A 20,630-nucleotide genomic window follows, 5' to 3' on the forward strand; every position below is an offset into this window, starting at 1 on the left:
TACCGCCCTTTACCGCACCGGGTGGCCGGCTTCGCGCAGGGTGTCCTTGACCTGGGAGATCCGCAGGTCGCCGAAGTGGAACACCGACGCCGCGAGCACCGCGTCCGCACCGGCCGCGATCGCCGGCGGGAAGTGGGCGAGGCGCCCCGCGCCGCCGGACGCGATCACCGGGACGGTGACGTGCTTGCGCACCGCCGCGATCATCTCCGTGTCGTACCCGTCCTTCGTGCCGTCCGCGTCCATCGAGTTGAGCAGGATCTCGCCCGCGCCCAGCTCCGCCGCCCGGTGCGCCCACTCGACCGCGTCGATGCCGGCGGACTTGCGGCCGCCGTGCGTCGTGACCTCGAAGGATCCCGATGCCGTACGCCGCGCGTCTACGGACAGCACCAGCACCTGCCGGCCGAAGCGCTCCGCGATCTCGCGGATCAGGTCGGGCCGGGCGATGGCGGCGGTGTTCACGCCGACCTTGTCCGCGCCGGCCCGCAGCAGCTTGTCGACGTCCTCGGTGGTGCGTACGCCGCCGCCGACCGTCAGCGGGATGAAGACCTGCTCGGCGGTGCGCCGCACCACGTCGTACGTCGTCTCCCGGTTGCCGGACGACGCGGTGATGTCGAGGAACGTCAGCTCGTCGGCGCCCTCCGCGTCGTACAGCTTCGCCATCTCGACGGGGTCACCGGCGTCGCGCAGGTTCTGGAAGTTGACGCCCTTGACGACCCGGCCGTTGTCGACGTCCAGGCAGGGGATCACTCGGACCGCGAGGGTCATGAGTCCCGACCTCCTCGGTCTCCTCGGTAGGCCTCGATCTCGATCTCGACCACCAGGCTCGGGTCCACGAAGCCCGAGACAATGATCATCGACGCCGCCGGGCGGACATCGTCGAACAGCTCCTTGTGGGCGCGGCCCACGTCGTCTACGTCCCGCGCGTGCGTGATGTACATGCGGGTGCGGACCACATCCTCACGGCCCAGGCCGAGCTCCTCCAGCGCGCCGAAGGCGACGCCGAAGGCGGTGAGGGTCTGCTGGTACGGCGTACCGGCGTCGATGACGCCGTCCACGACCGACGTGCAGCCCGACACCAGGACCAGGCCGTTACCCAGCTCCACCGCGCGGGAGTAGCCGAACTGCTCCTCCCACGGGGCGCCGGTCGTGACCTTGCGTACGGAACCGGAAGAGGAAACCGTCATGCGGACACCGCCGCGAGCGCCTCTTCGAGCGTGAACGCCTTCGCGTACAGCGCCTTGCCCACGATCGCGCCCTCCACGCCCTCGGGCACGAGCGACGCGATCGCGCGCAGGTCGTCGAGGGAGGAGACGCCGCCGGAGGCGACGACGGGCTTGTCGGTCGCGGCGCAGACGTTCTTCAGGAGCTCCAGGTTCGGGCCCTGGAGCGTGCCGTCCTTGGCGATGTCGGTGACGACGTACCGCGCGCAGCCCTCGGAGTCGAGGCGTGCCAGCGTCTCGTAGAGGTCGCCGCCGTCTCGGGTCCAGCCGCGCCCACGCAGGGTCGTGCCACGTACGTCCAGGCCGACGGCGATCTTGTCGCCGTACTCAGCGATGACCTTGGCGACCCACTCGGGGGTCTCCAGCGCGGCCGTGCCGAGGTTGACGCGCTTGCAGCCGGTGGCGAGCGCCGCGGCGAGCGAGGCGTCGTCGCGGATGCCGCCGGACAGCTCGACCTTGATGTCCATGGAACGGGCGACCTCGGCGATCTGGGCCCGGTTGTCACCGGTGCCGAACGCCGCGTCGAGGTCGACCAGGTGCAGCCACTCGGCGCCCGCCTGCTGCCAGGCGAGGGCCGCCTGGAGCGGATCGCCGTACGACGTCTCCGAGCCGGACTCACCGTGGACGAGACGCACGGCCTGGCCGTCGCGCACGTCGACGGCGGGGAGCAGTTCAAGCTTCGCGGTGTTCGCGGAGGACATCAGAGGGTTCCGATCCAGTTGGTCAGCAGCTGGGCGCCGGCGTCGCCGGACTTCTCGGGGTGGAACTGGGTCGCCCACAGCGCGCCGTTCTCGACGGCCGCCACGAAGGGCTCGCCGTGCGTGGTCCAGGTGACCTTGGGCGCACGGATCTTGGCGTTGGTGACTTCCAGGCTCCAGTCGTGCACGGCGTACGAGTGCACGAAGTAGTAGCGCGCGTCGGCGTCGAGGCCGGCGAACAGCTCACTGCCCTGCGGCGCCCGGACCGTGTTCCAGCCCATGTGCGGGACGACCGGCGCCTGGAGCGGGCCGACCGTGCCGGGCCACTCGTCGAGGCCTTCGGTCTCCACGCCGTGCTCGATGCCGCGCTCGAAGAGGATCTGCATGCCGACGCAGATGCCCATGACCGGGCGGCCGCCGGAAAGCCTTCGGCCGACGATCCAGTCGCCGCGCGCCTCGCGCAGCCCCTTCATGCAGGCGGAGAAGGCACCGACGCCCGGGACGAGCAGCCCGTCGGCGTTCATGGCCTTGTCGAAGTCGCGGGTGATCTCGACGTCCGCGCCGACGTGCGCGAGCGCCCGCTCGGCGGAACGTACGTTGCCGAAGCCGTAGTCGAAGACGACGACCTTCTTGCTCGCGTCGCTCATTCCCAGATCCCTTGGATTCGCATGACACCGGCGACCAGGCACATCACGGCGCCGATACCGAGGAGCACGATGACGCCCTTGGGCAGCTGCTGCTTCCAGAAGGAGTACACGCCTCCGAGGAGGAACAGCCCCACGACGATCAGGATCGTCGAGAGGCCTGTCACAGTGCGCCCTTGGTCGAGGGGAGGATGCCGGCGGCGCGCGGGTCGTGCTCGGACGCGTACCGCAGGGCGCGGGCCAGGGCCTTGAACTGGCACTCCACGATGTGGTGCGCGTTGCGCCCGTACGGGACGTGCACGTGCAGGGCGATCTGGGCCTGCGCGACGAAGGACTCCAGGATGTGCCGGGTCATCGTCGTGTCGTACTCGCCGATCATCGGCGCCATCTTCTCCGGCTCCGTGTGTACGAGGTACGGGCGGCCGGAGAGGTCCACGGTGACCTGGGCGAGCGACTCGTCCAGCGGCACCGTGCAGTTGCCGAAGCGGTAGATGCCGACCTTGTCGCCGAGCGCCTGCTTGAAGGCGGCGCCGAGCGCGAGGGCGGTGTCCTCGATCGTGTGGTGCGAGTCGATGTGCAGGTCGCCGTCGGTCTTCACGGTGAGGTCGAAGAGGCCGTGGCGGCCGAGCTGGTCGAGCATGTGGTCGTAGAAGCCGACGCCTGTCGACACATCGACCTTGCCGGTGCCGTCGAGGTCGATCTCGACGAGGACCGAGGTCTCCTTGGTGGTGCGCTCGACGCGTCCTATGCGGCTCATGAACTGTGCTCCTTCTTGAGTTCGCGTACCGCATCGAGGAACGCGTCGTTCTCTTCGGGGGTGCCGGCGGTGACCCGCAGCCAGCCCGGTACGCCGTTGTCACGGACCAGGACGCCCTGGTCGAGGATCCGCTGCCACGCCTGGTGGGAGCCTGCCGCGCCGTCGAACCGGCCGAACTGGACGAAGTTCGCGTCCGAGTCCGTGACCTCGTATCCGATGGCGCGCAGCTCGGTGACCAGGCGGTCCCGCTCGGTCTTGAGCTGCTCGACGTACCCCAGCAGCGTATCGGTGTGCTCCAGCGCGGCGAGCGCGGTGGCCTGTGTGACGGACGACAGGTGGTACGGCAGGCGCACCAGCTGTACGGCGTCGACCACGGCGGGGTCGGCCGCGAGGTAGCCGAGGCGCAGGCCTGCGGCGCCGAAGGCCTTGGACATGGTGCGGGAGAGCACCATGTTCGGCCGGCCCTCGATCAGCGGCAGCAGGGACGGGTGGTGGCTGAATTCGCCGTACGCCTCGTCGACGACCACCAGGGACGGCTTGGCCGCCTGGGCGGCCTCGTACAGCGCGAGGACGGTGTCCGACTCGACCGCGGTGCCCGTGGGGTTGTTGGGCGACGTGATGAAGACGACGTCGGGGCGGTTCTCGGCGATGGACTTCTCGGCCGCCGCGACGTCGATGGTGAAGTCCTCGTGGCGCGGCCCGGAGATCCAGCCCGTGCCGGTGCCGCGCGAGATGAGGCCGTGCATCGAGTACGACGGCTCGAAGCCGATCGCTGTACGGCCCGGACCGCCGAAGGTCTGGAGCAGCTGCTGGATGACCTCGTTGGAGCCGTTGGCCGCCCACACGTTGGCCATCCCGACCTCGTGGCCCGCGGTGCGGGTGAGGTAGCGGGCCAGCTCGGTGCGCAGCTCGACGGCGTCCCGGTCCGGGTAGCGGTTGAGCTCGCGGGCGGCGTCGCGCACACGCTCGGCGATGCGCTCGACGAGCGCCTCGGGGAGCGGGTACGGGTTCTCGTTGGTGTTGAGGCGTACGGGTACGTCGAGCTGGGGCGCGCCGTAGGGGGACTTGCCGCGCAGCTCGTCGCGGATGGGGAGGTCGTCGATACGGACGGTGTTACGCGTCATTCCGTCGGCACCTTCCATCCGAAGCGCGCCTTCAGGGCAGCCCCGTGCGCCGGCAGGTCCTCCGCCTCCGCCAGCGTCACCACGTGGTGCGTGACCTCGGCGAGTGCGTCGCGCGTGTAGTCCACGATGTGGATGCCGCGCAGGAACGACTGGACCGACAGGCCCGACGAGTGGCAGGCGCAGCCGCCGGTCGGCAGGACGTGGTTGGAGCCGGCGCAGTAGTCGCCGAGCGAGACGGGCGCCCACGGGCCGACGAAGATCGCACCCGCGTTGCGTACGCGCCTGGCCAGCGCGGCGGCGTCGGCGGTCTGGATCTCCAGGTGCTCGGCGCCGTACGCGTCGACGACCTTGAGGCCCTCCTCCATGGAGTCGACCAGGACGATGGAGGACTGCTTTCCGGCCAGCGCCGGAATGATCCGGTCGTCACTGTGCTTCGTGGCCGCGACCTGCGGACCCAGCTCCTTCTCGACCGCGTCCGCGAGCTCCTCGGAGTCCGTCACCAGGACGGCGGCGGCCAGCGGGTCGTGCTCGGCCTGGCTGATCAGGTCGGCTGCGACGTGCGCCGGGTCGGCCGTCTCGTCGGCGAGGACCGCGATCTCGGTCGGGCCGGCCTCGGTGTCGATGCCGATCAGGCCGGTGAAGTACCGCTTGGCCGCCGCGACCCAGATGTTGCCGGGCCCCGTGACCATGTTGACCGGGGCGCACTCGTCGGTCCCGTACGCGAACATCGCGACGGCCGTGGCACCGCCCGCCGCGTACACCTCGTCGATTCCGAGCAGCGCGCAGGCCGCCAGGATCGTGGGGTGCGGAAGGCCGTCGAACTCCTTCTGGGCGGGGGACGCGAGCGCGATGGACTCGACGCCCGCCTCCTGCGCCGGGACCACGTTCATGATCACGGAGGAGGGGTAGACGGACCGCCCACCGGGGGCGTAGAGGCCCACGCGTCCGACCGGCACCCATCGCTCGGTGACCGTGCCGCCGGGCACGACCTGGGTGGTGTGCTCGCTGCGGCGCTGCTCGCGGTGAACGATGCGGGCGCGCCGGATCGACTCCTCCAGAGCCGCCCTGACCTTGGGGTCGAGCTGCTCCAGGGCGGTGCTGAGCGCTTCAACCGGAACCCGTACGCGCTCCAGCTTCACGCCGTCGAATTTCTCCGCGTACTCGATCAGCGCCGCCGTGCCCCGATGATGCACGTCCTCGCAGATCGGACGCACCTTTTCGAGGGCGGCCTGGACGTCGAAGTCGGCACGGGGCAGCAGGTCGCGCAGGTCGGCGCCCTCGGGGAGGGCGTCACCGCGCAGATCGATTCGAGAGATCACGCTGCCAATTCTCTCAGACCCCATCCGGCAGCCGAGCCTCCGTATCACTGGCTGATACACGCCCCAGGAGTCTTTCGTAACCACTAGCGTTCAGCCCGTCACCCAGAGGGAAGAACGGCTGTACGAATCGGCGAAAGGGGCGGCCTTGACCGAGCCGCAGCAAGACGTCGAAGCGCCCGACTGGCTCAGTGCCTCGGAAATCGGCATGTGGCAGGCGTTCCGCAACGGCAGTACGTATGACCTTCGCACTCGCAATCCCGTACTCGACGATCCGCTGGCGGCCAGGCCGTGGCCCCCCGAACGCAGTGTCCGCGCGCGCGTCGTCGCGCTGCTGCTGCTCAGTGGGCCGCCCGCGCTGCCCGGGCGGGTCGCCGCCCTCAAGCTCAGCGGCGTACAGATCACCGGGACGCTCAAGCTCGCCGGCGGCCGCGTCGAGCCGTACGTCGAGCTGAACAACTGCCGCTTCGAGAAGGAGGTACTGCTGCCCGAGTGCCACTTCACCACGCTGCGCATGGTGGGCTGCTCCATTCCCAGGCTGGAGGCGGCCCGGCTGCACACCGAGGGCGATCTGCACCTGCCGCGCTGCAGCGTGCCCGGCGGCATCCGGCTCACCGACGCGCAGATCGGCACGGATCTGCTGATCAACCAGATCGTCGTACGCCAGGACCGCAACGGCCGTTCGATCGCGGCCGACGGGCTGTGCGTCGCCCAGGACCTCCAGGCGGAGATGATCGAGTCGCACGGCGAGTTCAGCCTGCGCGGCGCGAAGGTCGGGGTCTCGCTGAGTCTGCGCGGCAGCAGGCTGCGCAGGCCGTACGGCGTGGAGGGGCGGCGTGCGCTGAACGCCCCGCAGCTGACCGTGGAGCGCACGCTCTACATGACACCGGCCGGCATCGGGCCCAGGGGCGCGGCGCCGGGGACCACTCCTCCGTACGGCATCGGGAACACGCCGGTACGCGGCACGCGCGTGCAGCGGTTCGAGTGCGAGGGCGGACTGCGGCTGGACGACGGGCGGTTCGGCGACGCGGTGGACTTCGACGGGGCTCGGTTCGTCATGTCGCTCGGGCAGGAGCTGTCGCTGCGCCGGGTCCAGACGCCCGAGCTGCGGTTTCTGTGCGAACGGCCCGAGGAGGGGAAGGTCGTGCTGTCCGGCGCGAAGGTCGGCAACCTGGTGGACAAGGCCGACAGCTGGCCGCGGCCGGGCGGCCTGACCATGGGCGGCTTCACGTACGAGAACCTCGTACCGCGCGGGCTGTTCCCGCTCTCGCGGCGGCTGGAGTGGGTGACGGCCGCGACTCCGGAGTACGCACCCGAGCCGTACGAGCGGCTGGCGGCCGTCCTGCGCAACAGCGGGGAGGACGCCGACGCCCGCGAGGTGCTGCTGGCCAAGCAGCGAAGACGGCGCGAGACGCTGCCGCTCGCCGGGAAGCTCTGGGGCTTCCTGCAGGACTGGACGGTGGCGTACGGCTACCGTCCGGGCCGGGCGGCGGTGTGGATGGCGGTGCTGTGGGCGGCGGGCGCGGTGGCTTTCGCGCGGCTCGATCCGCCCGCGATCAACCCGGAGCAGCACCCGCGGTGGAACGCCTCCCTGTACGCCCTCGACCTGTTGCTGCCGGTGATCAATCTGGGCCAGGACGGATACTGGCAGCTGGAAGGCGCCTGGCAATGGGCGGCGGCGGGCCTGATCCTGCTCGGCTGGATCCTGGCGACGACGGTGGCGGCGGGAGCGTCACGGCTGCTGCGGCGGGGCTGAGAGCCGGGACGGGGGTTACCGGAGCGCCACGGTAGCCCCCACCCCTCCGCTTCCTTTACCGTCCCTTGACTGATGGTGGCACAACCTTTCCAGCCGATACGAAAGCTTCACCGCCATCCCCTGGCGCTGCCCCGACCTGCGGTTTTCAATGGTTCGCACCATGCCATTCCTTCGCGCTCTGATCAGCACCGCGCGCATGATCCGCCACACCTCGGATCTGGGCGCCGGTCTGCTCGGCGACGACGAGGTGCTCCTCGACGTACCCGACGAGCGCCTGGGGCCGACCCTCGTCGCCGCCGCCCTCGGCGACCACGGGCCCGCGGCCAAGCTGCTCGCCACCACCCGTGAGGGCGCCGAGTGGGAGAACCGTGACCGGTACACCACCCGCCTGGCCACCTTCGCGCACAGCCGCGAGGACTGGCTCAGCGACTGGCTGGCCGCCTCCCCGCGCGACCCCGACGCCCTGCTCGTGAAGGCCGAGCTGTCCGTACGCAGGGCTTGGGAGTCGCCTGCCCGCGCCGAGCAGCTGCGTGACGTCGGCCCGCTGATCGAGGCGGCGGCCGACGCCGCTCCGCGCGACCCGGTGCCGTGGCGCATCGCCCTCGACCACGCGCGCGGCACACACGCGGCGCATTCCGCCTTCGAGGAGCTGTGGGCGGAGGCGGTGGGCCGCTCCTCGCACCACTACGGGTGCCACGTCTCCGCTCTCCAGTACCTCTGCGCCCAGTGGTACGGCTCGCACCGCGAGTGCTTCGACTTCGCCGAACAGGCCGCCGAGGACGCCCTGCCCGGATCGTTGGTGCAGGCCTTGCCCGTACGAGCGGCCTTCGCGCACCTGCTGAGCGCCGGCGGCGGCACGGCCGGGCCCACCACGGGGACGGTGCCCGAGCGCGTCGACGCGGCGGCCGATCTCGCGATCGCCCTGTCCGCCGAGTACCCGGCGGGCGACGCGTGGCCGGCGGAGGTCCGCAACCTGCTGACGTACGTCCTGGTCGCCAGGGGGCGGTGGGCCGACGCCCTGGAACAGTTCCGGCTGATCGGGCCGTACGCGACCTCGTTTCCCTGGGCGTATCTGAGCGAGGACGTGCTGGGGCACTTCCTGGAACTGCGCGACACCGCGAGGTTCCAGGTCGCCTCGGCCACGCCTTTAGGGCCTTTGCGCAGGACGGCCCGCCGGGTCAGGTCCGGCGGCCATTACGCTTGACCGCTGTGACCACCGCTCGCCTTCCCCTCTTCCCGCTGAACTCGGTGCTGTTCCCCGGCCTGGTGCTGCCGCTGAACATCTTCGAGGAGCGTTATCGCGCCATGATGCGCGACCTGTCGAAGGGCGCGGACTCAGGCGGCTCCGCAGACTCTCCCCGAACGCCCGGCCCCGGTGACCCGGACGACGAACCGCGCCGTTTCGTGGTCGTCGCCATCCGCGACGGCCGTGAGGTGGCCACCACCGGGCCCGGCATGCCGGACGCCACGACGATGGCCGAGCGGGGTCCCGCCGCCGGCTTCGGGCCGGACCCGGTCCAGGCTTTCCACCGGGTGGGCTGCATCGCGGACGCCGCGACGATCCGTGAGCGCGAGGACGGCGGCTACGAAGTACTGGCCACCGGGACGACCCGTGTCAGGATCCTCTCCGTCGACGCGAGCGGCCCGTACCTCACCGCCGAGGTGGAGGAGCTGACCGAGGAGCCCGGCGACGACGCGGGCGCGCTGGCGGAGGGCGTACTGCGGGCGTTCCGCAGCTACCAGAAGCGGCTGGCGGGAGCGCAGGAGCGCTCGCTGACCACGGGCGCGGAGCTGCCGGACGAGCCGTCGGTGGTCTCGTACCTGGTGGCCGCCGCGACGGTACTGGACATCCCGACGAAGCAGCGCCTGCTGCAGGCGCCCGACACCGCGACGCGCCTGCGCGAGGAGCTGAAGCTGCTGCGCGCGGAGACAGCGGTGATCCGCCATCTCCCGTCGCTGCCCGCCGTGGAACTGACCCGGGCGCCCACCAGCGCCAACTGACCAGCGACCGGAGGCAGACCGCAGTGGCAAAGAAGAAGCACCAGGCCGGAGGCACCCCGGCGACGGTCGCCCTGGCGGCGGCGGGGACGGCGTACATCCTGCACGCGTACGAGCACGATCCGGCGTCCCCGTCGTACGGCGAGGAGGCGGCGCAGGCGATGGACGTCTCGCCGGACCGGGTCTTCAAGACCCTGGTGGCAGACATCGACGGCACGTTGACGGTCGCGGTCGTGCCGGTGGCGGGCTCGCTCGACCTCAAGGCGCTGGCGGCGGCCGTGGGCGGCAAGCGCGCGGCGATGGCGGACCCGGTGGCGGCGGAACGCACCACGGGCTACGTCCGGGGCGGCATCTCCCCCCTGGGCCAGCGCAAGAAGCTCCGCACGGTCCTGGACGCCTCGGCCTCGTCGTACGACACGGTGTGCGTCTCGGCGGGCCGGCGCGGCCTGGAGGTCGAACTCTCCCCGACGGACCTGGCGGCACTGACCGACGCGGTCATAGCACCGATCGGCCGCGCGGCCTGACGCGTCCCTGCGTCTTTTCAGCCCGTCCGGCGCTTGAGGGCCGGGGTCTGGGGCAGAGCCCCCACGCGGCGGAGCCGCAAAGTGTCACCAGTGGGAAGGGGCGGGTAGGGAGAAGGCCCGCCCCGGGCGTCAGCTCGGCGGCGCACCGTCACCCGAACCCGAACCCGCACCGGGCATCGGCATCGGCTCCCCCCACCCCGCCACCCACTCCGGCTCCGGATCCCGCGGTCCGAAAAGCGCCGTCAGGCCCAGGTGGACGAGCATCGCGGCCATCGGCCACGCCAGCAGCGCCCCCTTCGCCCCCAGTTGGAGCGGCGCGTCGAACTCCACGCCCTGGCCGACCTCCCGCGCGCGCTCGACCACGTTGTCCGTCGGCCCGAGCCAGACGCCCGTCCACCACGCGAGCAGCGAGCCGAGCAGTCCGCCCAGCGCCAGCCCGACGACCAGCGGGATACCGCCGCGTCGGTTGAACAAGAAGACCAGGGCCGCGCCGACCGCGCCGAACGCGAGCGCCAGCAGCACGAACGTGCCGTCCGCGCCGACCGCTTCCTCACCTTCGGTGTCCTTGAGGAAGACGGCCTTGTCGGTGGAGATCAGCGGCACCCGCGGCGCCAGCCACAGCCACAGCAGCCCGAGCGCGACACCCAGGACCGTCAGCGCCAGGACCACCACAGCGGCCCTGACCACTTCCGAAGACAGGCTGGGGTCACCCTTTTCCCCGCCGGCGGCGGGCCCGGCACCGTGGCCGGGGTGCGGCTGGTACGGCGGCCGGGGAGCGCCCCCGGCTTCGGACTTCTGCCAGGGGTCGTTCGGCGGCTGCTGGTGAGGCGGCGTCAGAGGAGCGGTCACCCTGCCATCGTGCCAGGCGCTCCGGCCGTGCGCCTCACCGGACCGCTGCCCGCCGGTACGCCCACGTCGCGACCGCCAGCGACACGACTCCGACCGCCGCACACACCGCCAGGTCGAGCGCCACGGCGGGCCAGTCCGGATGGGCGTCGAACGTCCGCGCGAAGGCCTCGACGCCGTACGTCGAAGGCAGCAGGTCCCGGGCGTACGAGATGGGTACGGGCAGCCGTTCGGCCGGCAGCACCCCGAGCAGCAGCGCCGCCGACATGCCCAGCTGCCCGAGCAGCGTCGCGAGTTCCTGGCGCGGCGCGAGCAGCCCGAGCGCCGCGCCGAGACCGGCGAGCGCGGCTCCCGCGAGCGGGACGACGGCCGCCAGGATCCACAGATGCGTGAGCGGCAGCTGGAAGAGCACGCAGCCCACGACGGCCGTGACGGCCGTGCCGGGCACGGTGAAGGAGGCGTACGCGGCGGCCGCCCCCAGCACCACGGCGGCCGGCGGCACCGGCAGCGTGGCGTAGTGGTCGAGGCCGCCGCTGGCCCGCAGCTGCCCGAAGTACTGGGCGAGGAGATTCAGGGCGACAAAGGCAACGACAAGCACGCTCGACCCGGCGACGACCGCCCGCGCCTCGTCGCCCCCGTCGACGACCCCGCGCATCAGGACCATGATCCCGACGGACTGGAACGTCGCCACGAAGAGCAGCGGGATGCGCGCCACCCGCGCCCGGGACAACTGGGCCCGGTAGACGGCGGCGAGCGACGGCAACAGCCGCGCGCGAGGGGCGAGCGGCGCGGGCACGTCGCCGGTCACACCGGCCGGAGCCGTGTCCCTCGCCACCCCGATCCGCACGGAGCCGGTCTCCGCCTTCGCCTCCGCAGGCACGACACTCACGCCTTGACCAGCCCCTTCGTACCGTTCGTGCTTCCGCCGAGCGCCAGGTAGACGTCTTCGAGGCTCGGCGTCGCCAGCGTGAAGTCGTCGAGCGCCGCGAACGCCCTGCCCCCGGTCACGGCCGCGACGGCCGCGCGCGCCTCGTCGGGAGCCAGCCGCAGCACCCAGCGCCGCCCGGACTCCTGCGCGGACTCGCGCAGCGCGGCGACCTCGGGCACGTCCAGCGGTGCCCGCTCCCGCCACACGAGGTCGAGCCGCACCTCACCGGCGACACGCGACTTGAGCCCGGCGGGGCTGTCGCACGCGATCACCCGGCCGCCCTCCAGCACGGCGACGCGGTCCAGCACCGTCTCGGCCTCGATGACATTGTGCGTAACGAGCAGCACGGTCGCACCGTTCTCCGCCCGCCGCCGGTCGACGGCCGCCCACACCGCGCGGCGCGCGACGGGGTCCATGCCGGTGGTCGGTTCGTCCAGTACGAGCACGGGCCGCTCGCCCACCAGCACGGCGGCGAAACAGGCGAGCCGCCGCTGTCCCCCGGACAGTTTCTTGAGCGGCCGGCCGGCGATCCCGCCAAGACCGAGCTCTTCGAGTACGTCGTCCCGCTCGGCCCGTGCGGCCTTCGCGCTGAGCCCGCGCAGTCGTCCGGTCGTCTCGGCGGCGAGCGAAACGGTCAGTTCGTCGAGCGCGGTCGACTCCTGCCCGAGATACGCGACGAGCCGCGAGGCGCGCTCGGGATGCCGGACGAGATCGTGCCCCAGCAGTTCGACGCTGCCGGAGTCCGGCCGCATGAGTCCGGTGAGCTGGCGTACGAGGGTGGACTTCCCGGCGCCGTTGGGTCCGAGCAGCCCGAAGATCTCACCGCGGTGTACGTCGAGGGAGATCCCGTCGGTGGCCCGCACGGCCGGCGTCGCGGGCACTCCGCGGCGGCCCCGGGCGGCGGGATACGTCTTGACCAGGTCCCGCACGGCACACACGACTGCCGTACTGCGTCCCGCCTGCGCTGTGCCCGTACTCACGAGGGACGAGCCTACGGGGTTCCGGGCCGGTCGCGGTCCCCGGGGCGGTGCGGGGTCCCGCTGCGCGGGGTGGGGAAGAGCCCCGCGGGGCGCCCGCCCGCAGCCCCTACTCCCCCGCCGTCGCGTGCTCCGCCGCCGCCCGTACGTCGATCTCGCGCCAGAAGCCCGCCCTGATCGCGTACCGGTCGTGCTCGTCGATCTGGTCGTCCTTGTGTGCCAGCAGGCCGAACCGTGCCGCGTAGCGCAGCAGTTCGCCGTCGATCCGGTGCGGGATCCTCGGATACATCGTGGAGAGCTTCTGGGTGTGGCCGGGGTCCGGGAGCCGTTCCATCCACCGCCGGGCGAAGACCTGGCCGACCTCGAAGGGGTCGCCGCCGACCGTGGTGATGTCTTCCTCACGGTCCGCCCAGCGCTGCTCCGCGCTCGTCAGCTGCGCCAGTGTCGGCAGCGAGGCCGTCTCGGCCGGCTCGCCGAGCGGGCTGCCGTTGCCGGGCCGCTCCGCCCAGCCCTTGTCGGACGACCACCGCAGCGTCGCCCCGGCAGCCGCGCCCGTCGCCCCGGCCCCGTTCGGATGCGGGTGCTGCGCCGCCTGCGCGCCGGGACCGCGCAGCCCGGCAAGGTCCTTCGGCGTCGGCACGCCCCGGGCGCCGTGTGCCGGATGCGGCTCCTCGGACCCGTTCGCGGCAGCGGTGGACGCGGCAGCCGGCGGGGCCGCCGCCGGATCCGCCTCCCTCGCGGCGCCGTTCCGTACGGCCGTACCCGCCGCCGCGTCCCCGGCCGCCGCCTGCGCCTGCGCCCGCGCCGCCCGCTCGGCCCGTTCCGCCCGCTCCGCCGAAGCCGCGAGCGCCGACTCCGGCAGTGGAGCCGACAGAATCGCGGCGATTTCCGGCCGCGGTACCGGCGGCGGCGCGCAGATCCCGGTGAGGTCCTTGGCCCGTACGGCCTTGGTGATCCAGGCCCGGTCCAGGACGCGCCGCTCGTCGGCCTCGGCGACCAGGTCCTCGGACTGGTTGTAGTCCCCGTCGGCGGCCTGCACGGCCCACAGGTGCACCGCTACGCCGTGTTCCTTGGCGGACATCAGCCCCGGCAGCAGATCGCCGTCCCCGGTCACGAGCACGATGTCCGAGCAGGCGCGATTTCTGGCGAGCTCGGTCAGCTCCGCGTGCATCGCCGCGTCGACGCCCTTCTGAGCCCACCGCCCGTCGCTCCGGGTCAGTGCGCCGAGCCTGACCGTCACGCGCGGCATGACCCGCAGCCGCCGGTGCTCGGGCTGCGGAACGCGGTCGGGCGCGCCGTCGAACCAGTAGATGCGAAGCAGCGGCTGCTGCGTATCCGCTTCGGCCCGTTCTCGCAGGCCCTGGATGAGGGCCGCGTGATCCACGGAGATTCGGGAGCGGGCCGGTTCCCCGGCGAGCAGGCTCGCGGCGGCGCCCAGCAAATAGCCGGCGTCCACCAGGACGACGCAGCGGTCCACGCGTTCCACCCTCTTTCGGGAACCTCGGGATCGAAAGGTGCTTCGGCAGTTCGGGAGTGCTTCGGGCTTTCTTCGAGTCTGCCCGACTGCGTGAGGGTTAACGGCCGGAACTCGATCATCGGCGTGGCGGATGCCGAAGTTGCTTCGCAGCAGCCCCAATTACGCACGGTAATGATCCAAAATGCGCGGTTTGTCGTCCTGTGTGAATCTGGTCCCGGCCCTGGCCCCCAGAACCCCCACAGGAGGCAACACCATGGCCAAGAACAAGAATCGCAAGCAGGGCGCTCCACAGGACCGCGCGTCCTCGGTGGCGCGTGGAACCGAGCAGGCCAAGGACAGTGCCTTCGAGTCCCACGCCCAGCCGCAGACGCACGCTCAGGGCAGCCCTGCCGATGTTGCCCGTAAGCACCAGCGGCGCTTCGGCCACAACTGATCACGCCGCGCGAGTACCGGCGTAAGCACGTCGCGAGTACACAATGCGGAAGGGGCACACCCGTGACGACGGGTGTGCCCCTTCTCAGTACGTGACTCAGCCCGCCAGGCAGGACGGGCCGAGCAGCACCTTCAAGTCGCCGAACAGCGCCGGGTCCGGCTGCACGCGGTGCCGGTCGAGCCGCAGCACCGTCGTCTTGCGGGCCCCCTGGAGCTTGATCCGGACCTCCGTGTTGCCCCGGTGGTGCTTGAGGATCTCGCCGAGCTTGGTCACCATCGGCGGCGTCACCTTCACCGTCGGGATGGTGAGGACCACCGGCGCGTTCGTCCCCGCCGACGACACGTCCGGCACCATCAGCTCCATCGCGACGAGCCGCGGAACGTCCTCGCGCTTGTCGAGCCGGCCCTTGACGAAGACCACCGTGTCCTCGACGAGCTGGGTCGACACGAGCTGGTACGTCGCCGGGAAGAACATGCACTCGATGGAGCCGGCCAGGTCCTCGACGGTCGCGATCGCCCAGGCGTTGCCCTGCTTGGTCATCTTGCGCTGGAGGCCCGAGATGATGCCGCCGATGGTGACGATCGCGCCGTCGGAGTGCTCACCGCCGGTGAGCTGGGAGATCGCGGCGTCGGCCTTGTCGCTCAGTACGTGCTCGATGCCGAAGAGCGGGTGGTCGGACACGTACAGCCCGAGCATCTCCCGCTCCTGCGCGAGCAGGTAGGACTTCTCCCACTCGATGTCGGAGAACTCCACGTCGAGCCCGAAGCCCGGCTCGTCGCTCTCCTCCTCGCCCATGCCGCCGAAGAGGTCGAACTGCCCCTCCGCCTCCTTGCGCTTGACCTGCACCACGTTGTCGATCATCGGCTCGTGGTGCGCGACGAGGCCCTTGCGGGTGTGGCCCATCTCGTCGAAGGCACCGGCCTTGATGAGGGATTCGACGGTCCGCTTGTTGCAGACGACCGCCTCGACCTTGTCCAGGAAGTCGGGGAAGGTGCTGTACTTCCCCTTCGCCTTGCGGCACCTGATGATCGAGTCCACGACGTTCTGGCCGACGTTACGGATGGCGGTCAGGCCGAACAGGATCACGTCGTCGCCCTGCGCGGCGAAGTTCGACTGCGACTCGTTCACGTTCGGCGGGAGCACCTTGATGCCCATGCGCCGGCACTCGTTCAGATAGACGGCCGACTTGTCCTTGTCGTCCTTGACCGAGGTCAGCAGCGCCGCCATGTACTCGGCGGGGTAGTTCGCCTTGAGGTACGCCGTCCAGTAGGTGACCAGTCCGTACGCCGAGGAGTGCGCCTTGTTGAACGCGTAGCCGGCGAAGGGGACCAGTACGTCCCACAGCGCCTGGATCGCCGCGTCGGAGTACCCCTTCTTCTTCGCGCCGGCCTGGAAGAGCACGAAGTTCTTCTGCAGCTCGTCGGGCTTCTTCTTGCCCATGACGCGGCGCAGGATGTCGGCCTCGCCGAGCGAGTAGCCCGCGATGATCTGCGCGGCCTTCTGCACCTGCTCCTGGTACACGATCAGGCCGTGGGTGAGGCCGAGGACCTCCTTGAGAGGCTCCTCCAGCTCCGGGTGGATCGGCGTGATCTCCTGCTGGCCGTTCTTGCGCAGCGCGTAGTTCGTGTGCGAGTTCATGCCCATCGGGCCCGGCCGGTAGAGGGCCGAGACGGCGGAAATGTCCTCGAAGTTGTCGGGCTTCATCAGCCGCAGCAGGGACCGCATCGGGCCGCCGTCGAACTGGAACACGCCGAGCGTGTCACCGCGGCACAGCAGCTCGTACGTCTTGGGGTCGTCCAGCGGGAGGCTGAGCAGCTCCAGGTCGATGGCCTTGTTGGACTTCACCATCTTGACGGCGTCGTCCATGATCGTCAGGTTGCGCAGGCCGAGGAAGTCCATCTTCAGCAGGCCGAGCGACTCACAGCTCGGGTAGTCCCACTGCGTGATCGTGACGTTGTCGGAGTGCCGCACCCAGACGGGGACGTGGTCGGTGATCGTCTCGCTGGACATGATCACGCCAGCCGCGTGCACGCCCATCTGCCGGACCAGGCCCTCGACACCCTTCGCCGTGTCGATGACCTTCTTCACGTCCGGCTCGTTCTCGTACATCCCCCGGATCTCGCCCGCCTCGCTGTAGCGCGGGTGCTTCGGGTCGGTGATGCCGTTGAGGTCGATGCCCTTGCCGAGGACGTCGGCGGGCATGGCCTTGGTGAGCCGGTCGCCCATCGCGTACGGGTAGCCGAGGACGCGCGCGGAGTCCTTGATCGCGTTCTTGGCCTTGATCTTGCCGTACGTACCGATCATGGCGACCTTGTCGGCGCCGTACTTCTCGGTGACGTACCTGATCACCTCACCGCGCCTGCGCTCGTCGAAGTCGATGTCGACATCGGGCATCGAGATGCGCTCGGGGTTGAGGAACCGCTCGAAGATCAGGCCGTGCTCGATCGGGTCGAGGTCGGTGATGCCCATGGCGTACGCGACGATCGAACCGGCCGCGGAGCCTCGGCCGGGGCCGACCGCGATGCCGTTGTTCTTCGCCCACATGATGAAGTCGGCGACCACGAGGAAGTACCCCGGGAAGCCCATGTCGATGATGATGCCCATCTCGTACTCGACCTGCTTGAGCCGGTCGTCCGGGATGCCGTTCGGGAAGCGGCGGGCCATGCCGCGCATAGTCTCCTCGCGGAACCACGTCACCTCGGTGAAGCCCTCGGGCACGTCGAACTTGGGCATCAGGTTCCGCTCCTTGAACCAGCCCTCCGTGTCGATCTGCTGCGCGACCAGGAGCGTGTTGGCGCAGCCTTCCTGCCAGGCGTCGGAGGAGTCGACGGCGTACATCTCGTCGGTCGACTTCAGGTAGTAGCCGGTGCCGTCGAAGCGGAAGCGGTCCGGGTCCGAGAGGTTCTTGCCGGTCTGGATGCACAGGAGCGCGTCGTGCGCCGTCGCCTCGCCCGCGTAGGTGTAGTGCGAGTCGTTGGTGACCAGCGGCGGGATGTTCAGCTTCTTGCCGATCTCCAGCAGCCCCTCACGGACCCGGCGCTCGATCTCGATGCCGTGGTCCATCAGCTCCAGGAAGTACCGGCCCTCGCCGAAGATGTCCTTGTAGTCGGACGCGGCCTGGACCGCCTCGTCGAACTGCCCGAGCCGCAGCCGGGTCTGGACCTCGCCGGACGGGCACCCGGTGGAGGCGATCAGGCCCTCGGACCACTGGGAGATGGTCTCCTTGTCCATGCGCGGCCACTTCGTCAGCCAGCCCTCGGCGTACGCGTCGGAGGACAGCCGGAAGAGGTTGTGCAGGCCGGTCTTGTTCGCCGCCCAGATCGTCTTGTGCGTATAACCACCCGAACCGGACACGTCGTCGCGCTTCTGATGCGGCTGGCCCCACTGGATGCGCCGCTTGTTGCGCCGCGACTCGGGCGCGACGTACGCCTCGATTCCGATGATCGGCGTCACCCCCGCCTTCTTCGCCGAATGGAAGAAGTCGTACGCCCCGTGCAGGTTGCCGTGGTCGGTCATCGCGATGTGCGACATGCCCATCTCGTTGCAGGCCTCGAACATGTCCTTGAGCCGCGCGGCACCGTCCAGCAGCGAGTACTGGGTGTGTACGTGAAGGTGCGTAAAGGGCGGCTTGGTCACGGCGAAGGCCTCCGGCAAAACGGTCGGTGACGGGTTGGGGGGACAGCTCGGAAGTCTACGTCGGCCGACTGACAACGAGGGGGCACTCACGAGTACGGTCGGGCGTTGGACACAGGGAATCACCTGTCCCATTTGCCATGTACGTCATGCACCAGGAGGCCACCGGCGATGTCGGTCCAGCAGACAGACGCAACTCAGCGCGGCGAGCAGATCCTCGCCGTCTTCGAGACCGCGTTCGGCAGGCTCCTGGCCGCCGACCCGGCCGCCTTCCGGGTGAAATTCCGCAAGATGGCCGCCTCCTCCTTCGCCTTCTACCGGGGCACGGCCGGCCTGTTCTACGCCGACCTGGAACGCGAGCAGAACGCCGGGCCGTACCTGGACGAGCGGACCGGGCGGGTGTGGATCCACGGCGATCTGCACGCCGAGAATTTCGGCACGTACATGGACTCCCAGGGCCGGCTGATCTTCAACGTCAACGACTTCGACGAGGCGTACGTCGGCCCCTTCACCTGGGACCTCAAGCGCTTCGCCGCCTCCGTCGCGCTCATCGGCTACACCAAGGCGCTGAGCGACGAGCAGATCACCGAGCTGGTGCGGACGTACGCCGCCTCCTACCGCGAGCGCATCCACGCCCTGGCGACCGGCGCGAAGAACGACGAGGTGCCGCCCTTCACGCTGGACACGGCCGAGGGCCCGTTGCTGGGCGCGCTGCGCTCGGCCCGTTCGCTGACCCGCTTCGGGCTGCTCGACTCGATGACCGAGATCCGCGACTTCGAGCGCCGCTTCGCGCCCGGCGGCGGCTCCATCGACCTCGACGCCGCCACCCGCTACAAGGTCCTGGCGGCCTTCGACGGCTATCTGGAGACGCTGCCCGAGTCCAGCCTGACCCGGCCCGACTCCTACCGCGTGAAGGACGTGGTGGGGCGGCGCGGCATCGGGATCGGGTCCGCCGGCCTGCCGTCGTACAACATCCTGCTCGAAGGCAACAGCGACGCGCTGGAGAACGACGTCGTGATCTACATGAAGCAGGCGCAGACCCCGGCGGTCTCCCGGCACATCACCGACGGCACCGTCCGCGAGTACTTCCAGCACGAGGGCCACCGCACGGTGATCTCGCAGCGCGCCCTGCAGGCGCACGCGGACCCGTGGCTGGGCTGGACCGAGCTGGACGGCTCGGGGCAGCTGGTCGCGGAGGTCTCGCCGTACGCCGTGGACCTGGACTGGTCGGACATAGACGACCTCGACGAGATCGCGGCGGTCGTCGCCGACCTCGGCCGGGCGACGGCCACCATGCACTCGGCGGCGGACGACGAGAGCGGCCACTCGCTGGTGCCGTTCTCCACGGAGCGGGCGATCGACGCGGCGATCGCGGGCGACGAGGACAGCTTCGAGGACCTGCTCGTGGACTTCGCGCACTCCTACGGGGCGCGGGCGCGGGCCGACCACCAGATCTTCGTGGACCTGTTCCGCAATGGCCGGATCCCCGGCCTCGGATAGGCGGGCGGCCACGGCTTTAGGGCTCCCTTACAGGAAGCCGTGGCAAACTCACGTTCTATGGACGTATCAGGGACGCAGCTGAGGGCGGTGCGTGCGGCGGTTTTCACCGCGCTCGTCGTCACTCTCTCCACCGCGTCCCACGTGCTCCTGTCCCGGGTCCCGCTGCCGCTGCCCGTGGTCGCGGGGATCGCGGCCGCCGTGTTCGCCGTCGCGTACGCCCTGGCGGGGCGGGAGCGCGGCTTCGGCGCCATCGCCGGTCTGCTCGTACCGCTGGAGCTGGCCGCCGACACCGTCTTCACCACCGGACAGCATCTCTGTTACGGGCCGGCGGGCGGGCCGGTCGCCGGCTCCCTGCGCTCGGTCGGGTTCGACGTGCTGTGCGGCGGCAGTGGCGGGGCCGAGAGCGGGCTCGGCGCCCCGCTCGTACGGGCCACGGGCACCCAGGAGAGCGCCGCCGCTCTCCTCAGCTCCCCCGCTCCCGCACTCCCCTGGGTGCTGCTCGCCGCCCATGTCGCGGTCGGGCTGCTCGCCGCGGCCTGGCTGCGGCGCGGTGAGGCGGCGCTCGCGGGCCTGGTACGGACCGTGGCCGCGTTCACCTTCCGGCCGCTGCTGATCGCGGCCGCCGCGACGGGCGCGGCACATCTGCCCGTACGCCGCACGGTGCGGCCGGCCCGCCGGGTCCGTACCGCTTCTCGCGGCCGTCTGTTCGTGCACTCCGTGGGCCGCAGGGGTCCGCCGCGCTCGGCATGCGTTTTCGCCTGAGCCCAGCAACCCCACTCCCCCAGTCCCGTACGGAGAA

General features: G+C 70.7%; 20 protein-coding genes. 7 read left to right on the forward strand and 13 right to left on the reverse strand.

The window, feature by feature from the left end; genetic code table 11:
- Positions 1 to 9: 9 nt before the first annotated feature.
- The 8 genes from hisF to hisD are packed head-to-tail and all read right to left on the reverse strand — an operon-like array spanning position 10 to position 5,762.
- On the reverse strand, positions 10 to 765 hold the full coding sequence (gene hisF / locus AC1P0E_RS07975) for an imidazole glycerol phosphate synthase subunit HisF (protein WP_482741453.1): 756 nt from the start codon (positions 763 to 765) through the stop codon (positions 10 to 12).
- Positions 762 to 1,184 (reverse strand): RidA family protein, encoded by a 423-nt coding sequence (locus AC1P0E_RS07980; RefSeq protein WP_482741454.1) that lies wholly within the window; start codon positions 1,182 to 1,184, stop codon positions 762 to 764. The genes hisF and AC1P0E_RS07980 overlap by 4 nt, the downstream gene beginning before the upstream one ends.
- Positions 1,181 to 1,921, reverse strand: a complete 741-nt coding sequence (gene priA / locus AC1P0E_RS07985; RefSeq protein WP_482741455.1) for a bifunctional 1-(5-phosphoribosyl)-5-((5-phosphoribosylamino)methylideneamino)imidazole-4-carboxamide isomerase/phosphoribosylanthranilate isomerase PriA — start codon at positions 1,919 to 1,921, stop codon at positions 1,181 to 1,183. Before priA ends, AC1P0E_RS07980 begins: the two co-directional genes overlap by 4 nt.
- Positions 1,921 to 2,565: an imidazole glycerol phosphate synthase subunit HisH gene (hisH, locus tag AC1P0E_RS07990; RefSeq protein WP_482741456.1), complete on the reverse strand. Its 645-nt coding sequence runs from the start codon at positions 2,563 to 2,565 to the stop codon at positions 1,921 to 1,923. Before hisH ends, priA begins: the two co-directional genes overlap by 1 nt.
- Positions 2,562 to 2,729, reverse strand: coding sequence for a hypothetical protein (locus AC1P0E_RS07995; RefSeq protein ID WP_167368044.1), 168 nt, complete (start codon positions 2,727 to 2,729; stop codon positions 2,562 to 2,564). Before AC1P0E_RS07995 ends, hisH begins: the two co-directional genes overlap by 4 nt.
- Positions 2,726 to 3,319: an imidazoleglycerol-phosphate dehydratase HisB gene (gene hisB / locus AC1P0E_RS08000; RefSeq protein ID WP_482741457.1), complete on the reverse strand. Its 594-nt coding sequence runs from the start codon at positions 3,317 to 3,319 to the stop codon at positions 2,726 to 2,728. Before hisB ends, AC1P0E_RS07995 begins: the two co-directional genes overlap by 4 nt.
- Positions 3,316 to 4,443 carry a histidinol-phosphate transaminase gene (locus AC1P0E_RS08005; protein ID WP_482741458.1) on the reverse strand — a complete coding sequence of 376 codons (1,128 nt, stop codon included), beginning with the start codon at positions 4,441 to 4,443 and terminating at the stop codon, positions 3,316 to 3,318. Before AC1P0E_RS08005 ends, hisB begins: the two co-directional genes overlap by 4 nt.
- A complete protein-coding gene (hisD, locus tag AC1P0E_RS08010; RefSeq protein ID WP_482741459.1) occupies positions 4,440 to 5,762 on the reverse strand; it encodes a histidinol dehydrogenase in 1,323 nt (440 codons plus the stop codon). Before hisD ends, AC1P0E_RS08005 begins: the two co-directional genes overlap by 4 nt.
- A 205-nt stretch (positions 5,763 to 5,967) precedes the next feature.
- Between hisD and AC1P0E_RS08015 the strand changes: the two genes are divergently transcribed.
- From AC1P0E_RS08015 to ybaK, 4 genes are all read left to right on the forward strand, one after another.
- Positions 5,968 to 7,515 (forward strand): oxidoreductase, encoded by a 1,548-nt coding sequence (locus AC1P0E_RS08015; protein WP_482745686.1) that lies wholly within the window; start codon positions 5,968 to 5,970, stop codon positions 7,513 to 7,515.
- A gap of 148 nt (positions 7,516 to 7,663) precedes the next feature.
- A complete protein-coding gene (locus AC1P0E_RS08020; protein ID WP_482741460.1) occupies positions 7,664 to 8,719 on the forward strand; it encodes a hypothetical protein in 1,056 nt (351 codons plus the stop codon).
- Positions 8,720 to 8,724: 5 nt separating this feature from the next.
- Entirely contained in the window at positions 8,725 to 9,516 is a 792-nt protein-coding gene (locus AC1P0E_RS08025) for an LON peptidase substrate-binding domain-containing protein (protein WP_482741461.1), read from the forward strand.
- A gap of 23 nt (positions 9,517 to 9,539) precedes the next feature.
- A complete protein-coding gene (ybaK, locus tag AC1P0E_RS08030) occupies positions 9,540 to 10,037 on the forward strand; it encodes a Cys-tRNA(Pro) deacylase (RefSeq protein WP_482741462.1) in 498 nt (165 codons plus the stop codon).
- A 129-nt stretch (positions 10,038 to 10,166) separates the two neighbouring features.
- Here ybaK and AC1P0E_RS08035 read toward each other — a convergent pair whose 3' ends face one another.
- The 4 genes from AC1P0E_RS08035 to AC1P0E_RS08050 all read right to left on the reverse strand — a co-directional run bounded on the left by AC1P0E_RS08035 (position 10,167) and on the right by AC1P0E_RS08050 (position 14,274).
- Complete coding sequence (locus AC1P0E_RS08035; protein WP_482741463.1) at positions 10,167 to 10,886, reverse strand: hypothetical protein; 720 nt, start codon at positions 10,884 to 10,886, stop codon at positions 10,167 to 10,169.
- A gap of 34 nt (positions 10,887 to 10,920) precedes the next feature.
- Complete coding sequence (locus AC1P0E_RS08040) at positions 10,921 to 11,772, reverse strand: ABC transporter permease (protein ID WP_482741464.1); 852 nt, start codon at positions 11,770 to 11,772, stop codon at positions 10,921 to 10,923.
- Complete coding sequence (locus AC1P0E_RS08045; RefSeq protein WP_482745687.1) at positions 11,769 to 12,749, reverse strand: ABC transporter ATP-binding protein; 981 nt, start codon at positions 12,747 to 12,749, stop codon at positions 11,769 to 11,771. The genes AC1P0E_RS08040 and AC1P0E_RS08045 overlap by 4 nt, the downstream gene beginning before the upstream one ends.
- 148 nt (positions 12,750 to 12,897) lie before the next feature.
- Complete coding sequence (locus AC1P0E_RS08050) at positions 12,898 to 14,274, reverse strand: NYN domain-containing protein (protein ID WP_482741465.1); 1,377 nt, start codon at positions 14,272 to 14,274, stop codon at positions 12,898 to 12,900.
- Between the two features lie 244 nt (positions 14,275 to 14,518).
- Between AC1P0E_RS08050 and AC1P0E_RS08055 the strand changes: the two genes are divergently transcribed.
- A complete protein-coding gene (locus AC1P0E_RS08055; RefSeq protein ID WP_482741466.1) occupies positions 14,519 to 14,698 on the forward strand; it encodes a hypothetical protein in 180 nt (59 codons plus the stop codon).
- Between the two features lie 96 nt (positions 14,699 to 14,794).
- On the opposite strand, the gene dnaE is transcribed toward AC1P0E_RS08055, so the two are convergent.
- Entirely contained in the window at positions 14,795 to 18,334 is a 3,540-nt protein-coding gene (dnaE, locus tag AC1P0E_RS08060) for a DNA polymerase III subunit alpha (RefSeq protein WP_482741467.1), read from the reverse strand.
- A 168-nt stretch (positions 18,335 to 18,502) separates the two neighbouring features.
- Here dnaE and AC1P0E_RS08065 point away from each other — a divergent pair, with 168 nt between their 5' ends.
- Positions 18,503 to 19,831 (forward strand): DUF2252 domain-containing protein, encoded by a 1,329-nt coding sequence (locus tag AC1P0E_RS08065; protein WP_482741468.1) that lies wholly within the window; start codon positions 18,503 to 18,505, stop codon positions 19,829 to 19,831.
- 57 nt (positions 19,832 to 19,888) lie between these two features.
- Positions 19,889 to 20,593: a hypothetical protein gene (locus tag AC1P0E_RS08070; protein WP_482741469.1), complete on the forward strand. Its 705-nt coding sequence runs from the start codon at positions 19,889 to 19,891 to the stop codon at positions 20,591 to 20,593.
- The last annotated feature ends 37 nt before the right edge of the window (positions 20,594 to 20,630 follow it).

The sequence above is a fragment of the Streptomyces sp. TRD_SC_5 genome (genome assembly GCF_056836825.1).

Bases quoted from the DNA above. Each gene is read 5' to 3' on its own strand.
- AC1P0E_RS08020 (WP_482741460.1), top strand. From the start codon at position 7,664: ATGGTTCGCACCATGCCATTCCTTCGCGCTCTGATCAGCACCGCGCGC.
- AC1P0E_RS08070 (WP_482741469.1), top strand. From the start codon at position 19,889: ATGGACGTATCAGGGACGCAGCTGAGGGCGGTGCGTGCGGCGGTTTTC.
- AC1P0E_RS08055 (WP_482741466.1), top strand. From the start codon at position 14,519: ATGGCCAAGAACAAGAATCGCAAGCAGGGCGCTCCACAGGACCGCGCG.
- hisF (WP_482741453.1), bottom strand. From the start codon at position 765: ATGACCCTCGCGGTCCGAGTGATCCCCTGCCTGGACGTCGACAACGGC.
- hisH (WP_482741456.1), bottom strand. From the start codon at position 2,565: ATGAGCGACGCGAGCAAGAAGGTCGTCGTCTTCGACTACGGCTTCGGC.
- AC1P0E_RS07980 (WP_482741454.1), bottom strand. From the start codon at position 1,184: ATGACGGTTTCCTCTTCCGGTTCCGTACGCAAGGTCACGACCGGCGCC.
- priA (WP_482741455.1), bottom strand. From the start codon at position 1,921: ATGTCCTCCGCGAACACCGCGAAGCTTGAACTGCTCCCCGCCGTCGAC.
- AC1P0E_RS08005 (WP_482741458.1), bottom strand. From the start codon at position 4,443: ATGACGCGTAACACCGTCCGTATCGACGACCTCCCCATCCGCGACGAG.
- hisB (WP_482741457.1), bottom strand. From the start codon at position 3,319: ATGAGCCGCATAGGACGCGTCGAGCGCACCACCAAGGAGACCTCGGTC.
- AC1P0E_RS08065 (WP_482741468.1), top strand. From the start codon at position 18,503: ATGTCGGTCCAGCAGACAGACGCAACTCAGCGCGGCGAGCAGATCCTC.
- AC1P0E_RS08015 (WP_482745686.1), top strand. From the start codon at position 5,968: ATGTGGCAGGCGTTCCGCAACGGCAGTACGTATGACCTTCGCACTCGC.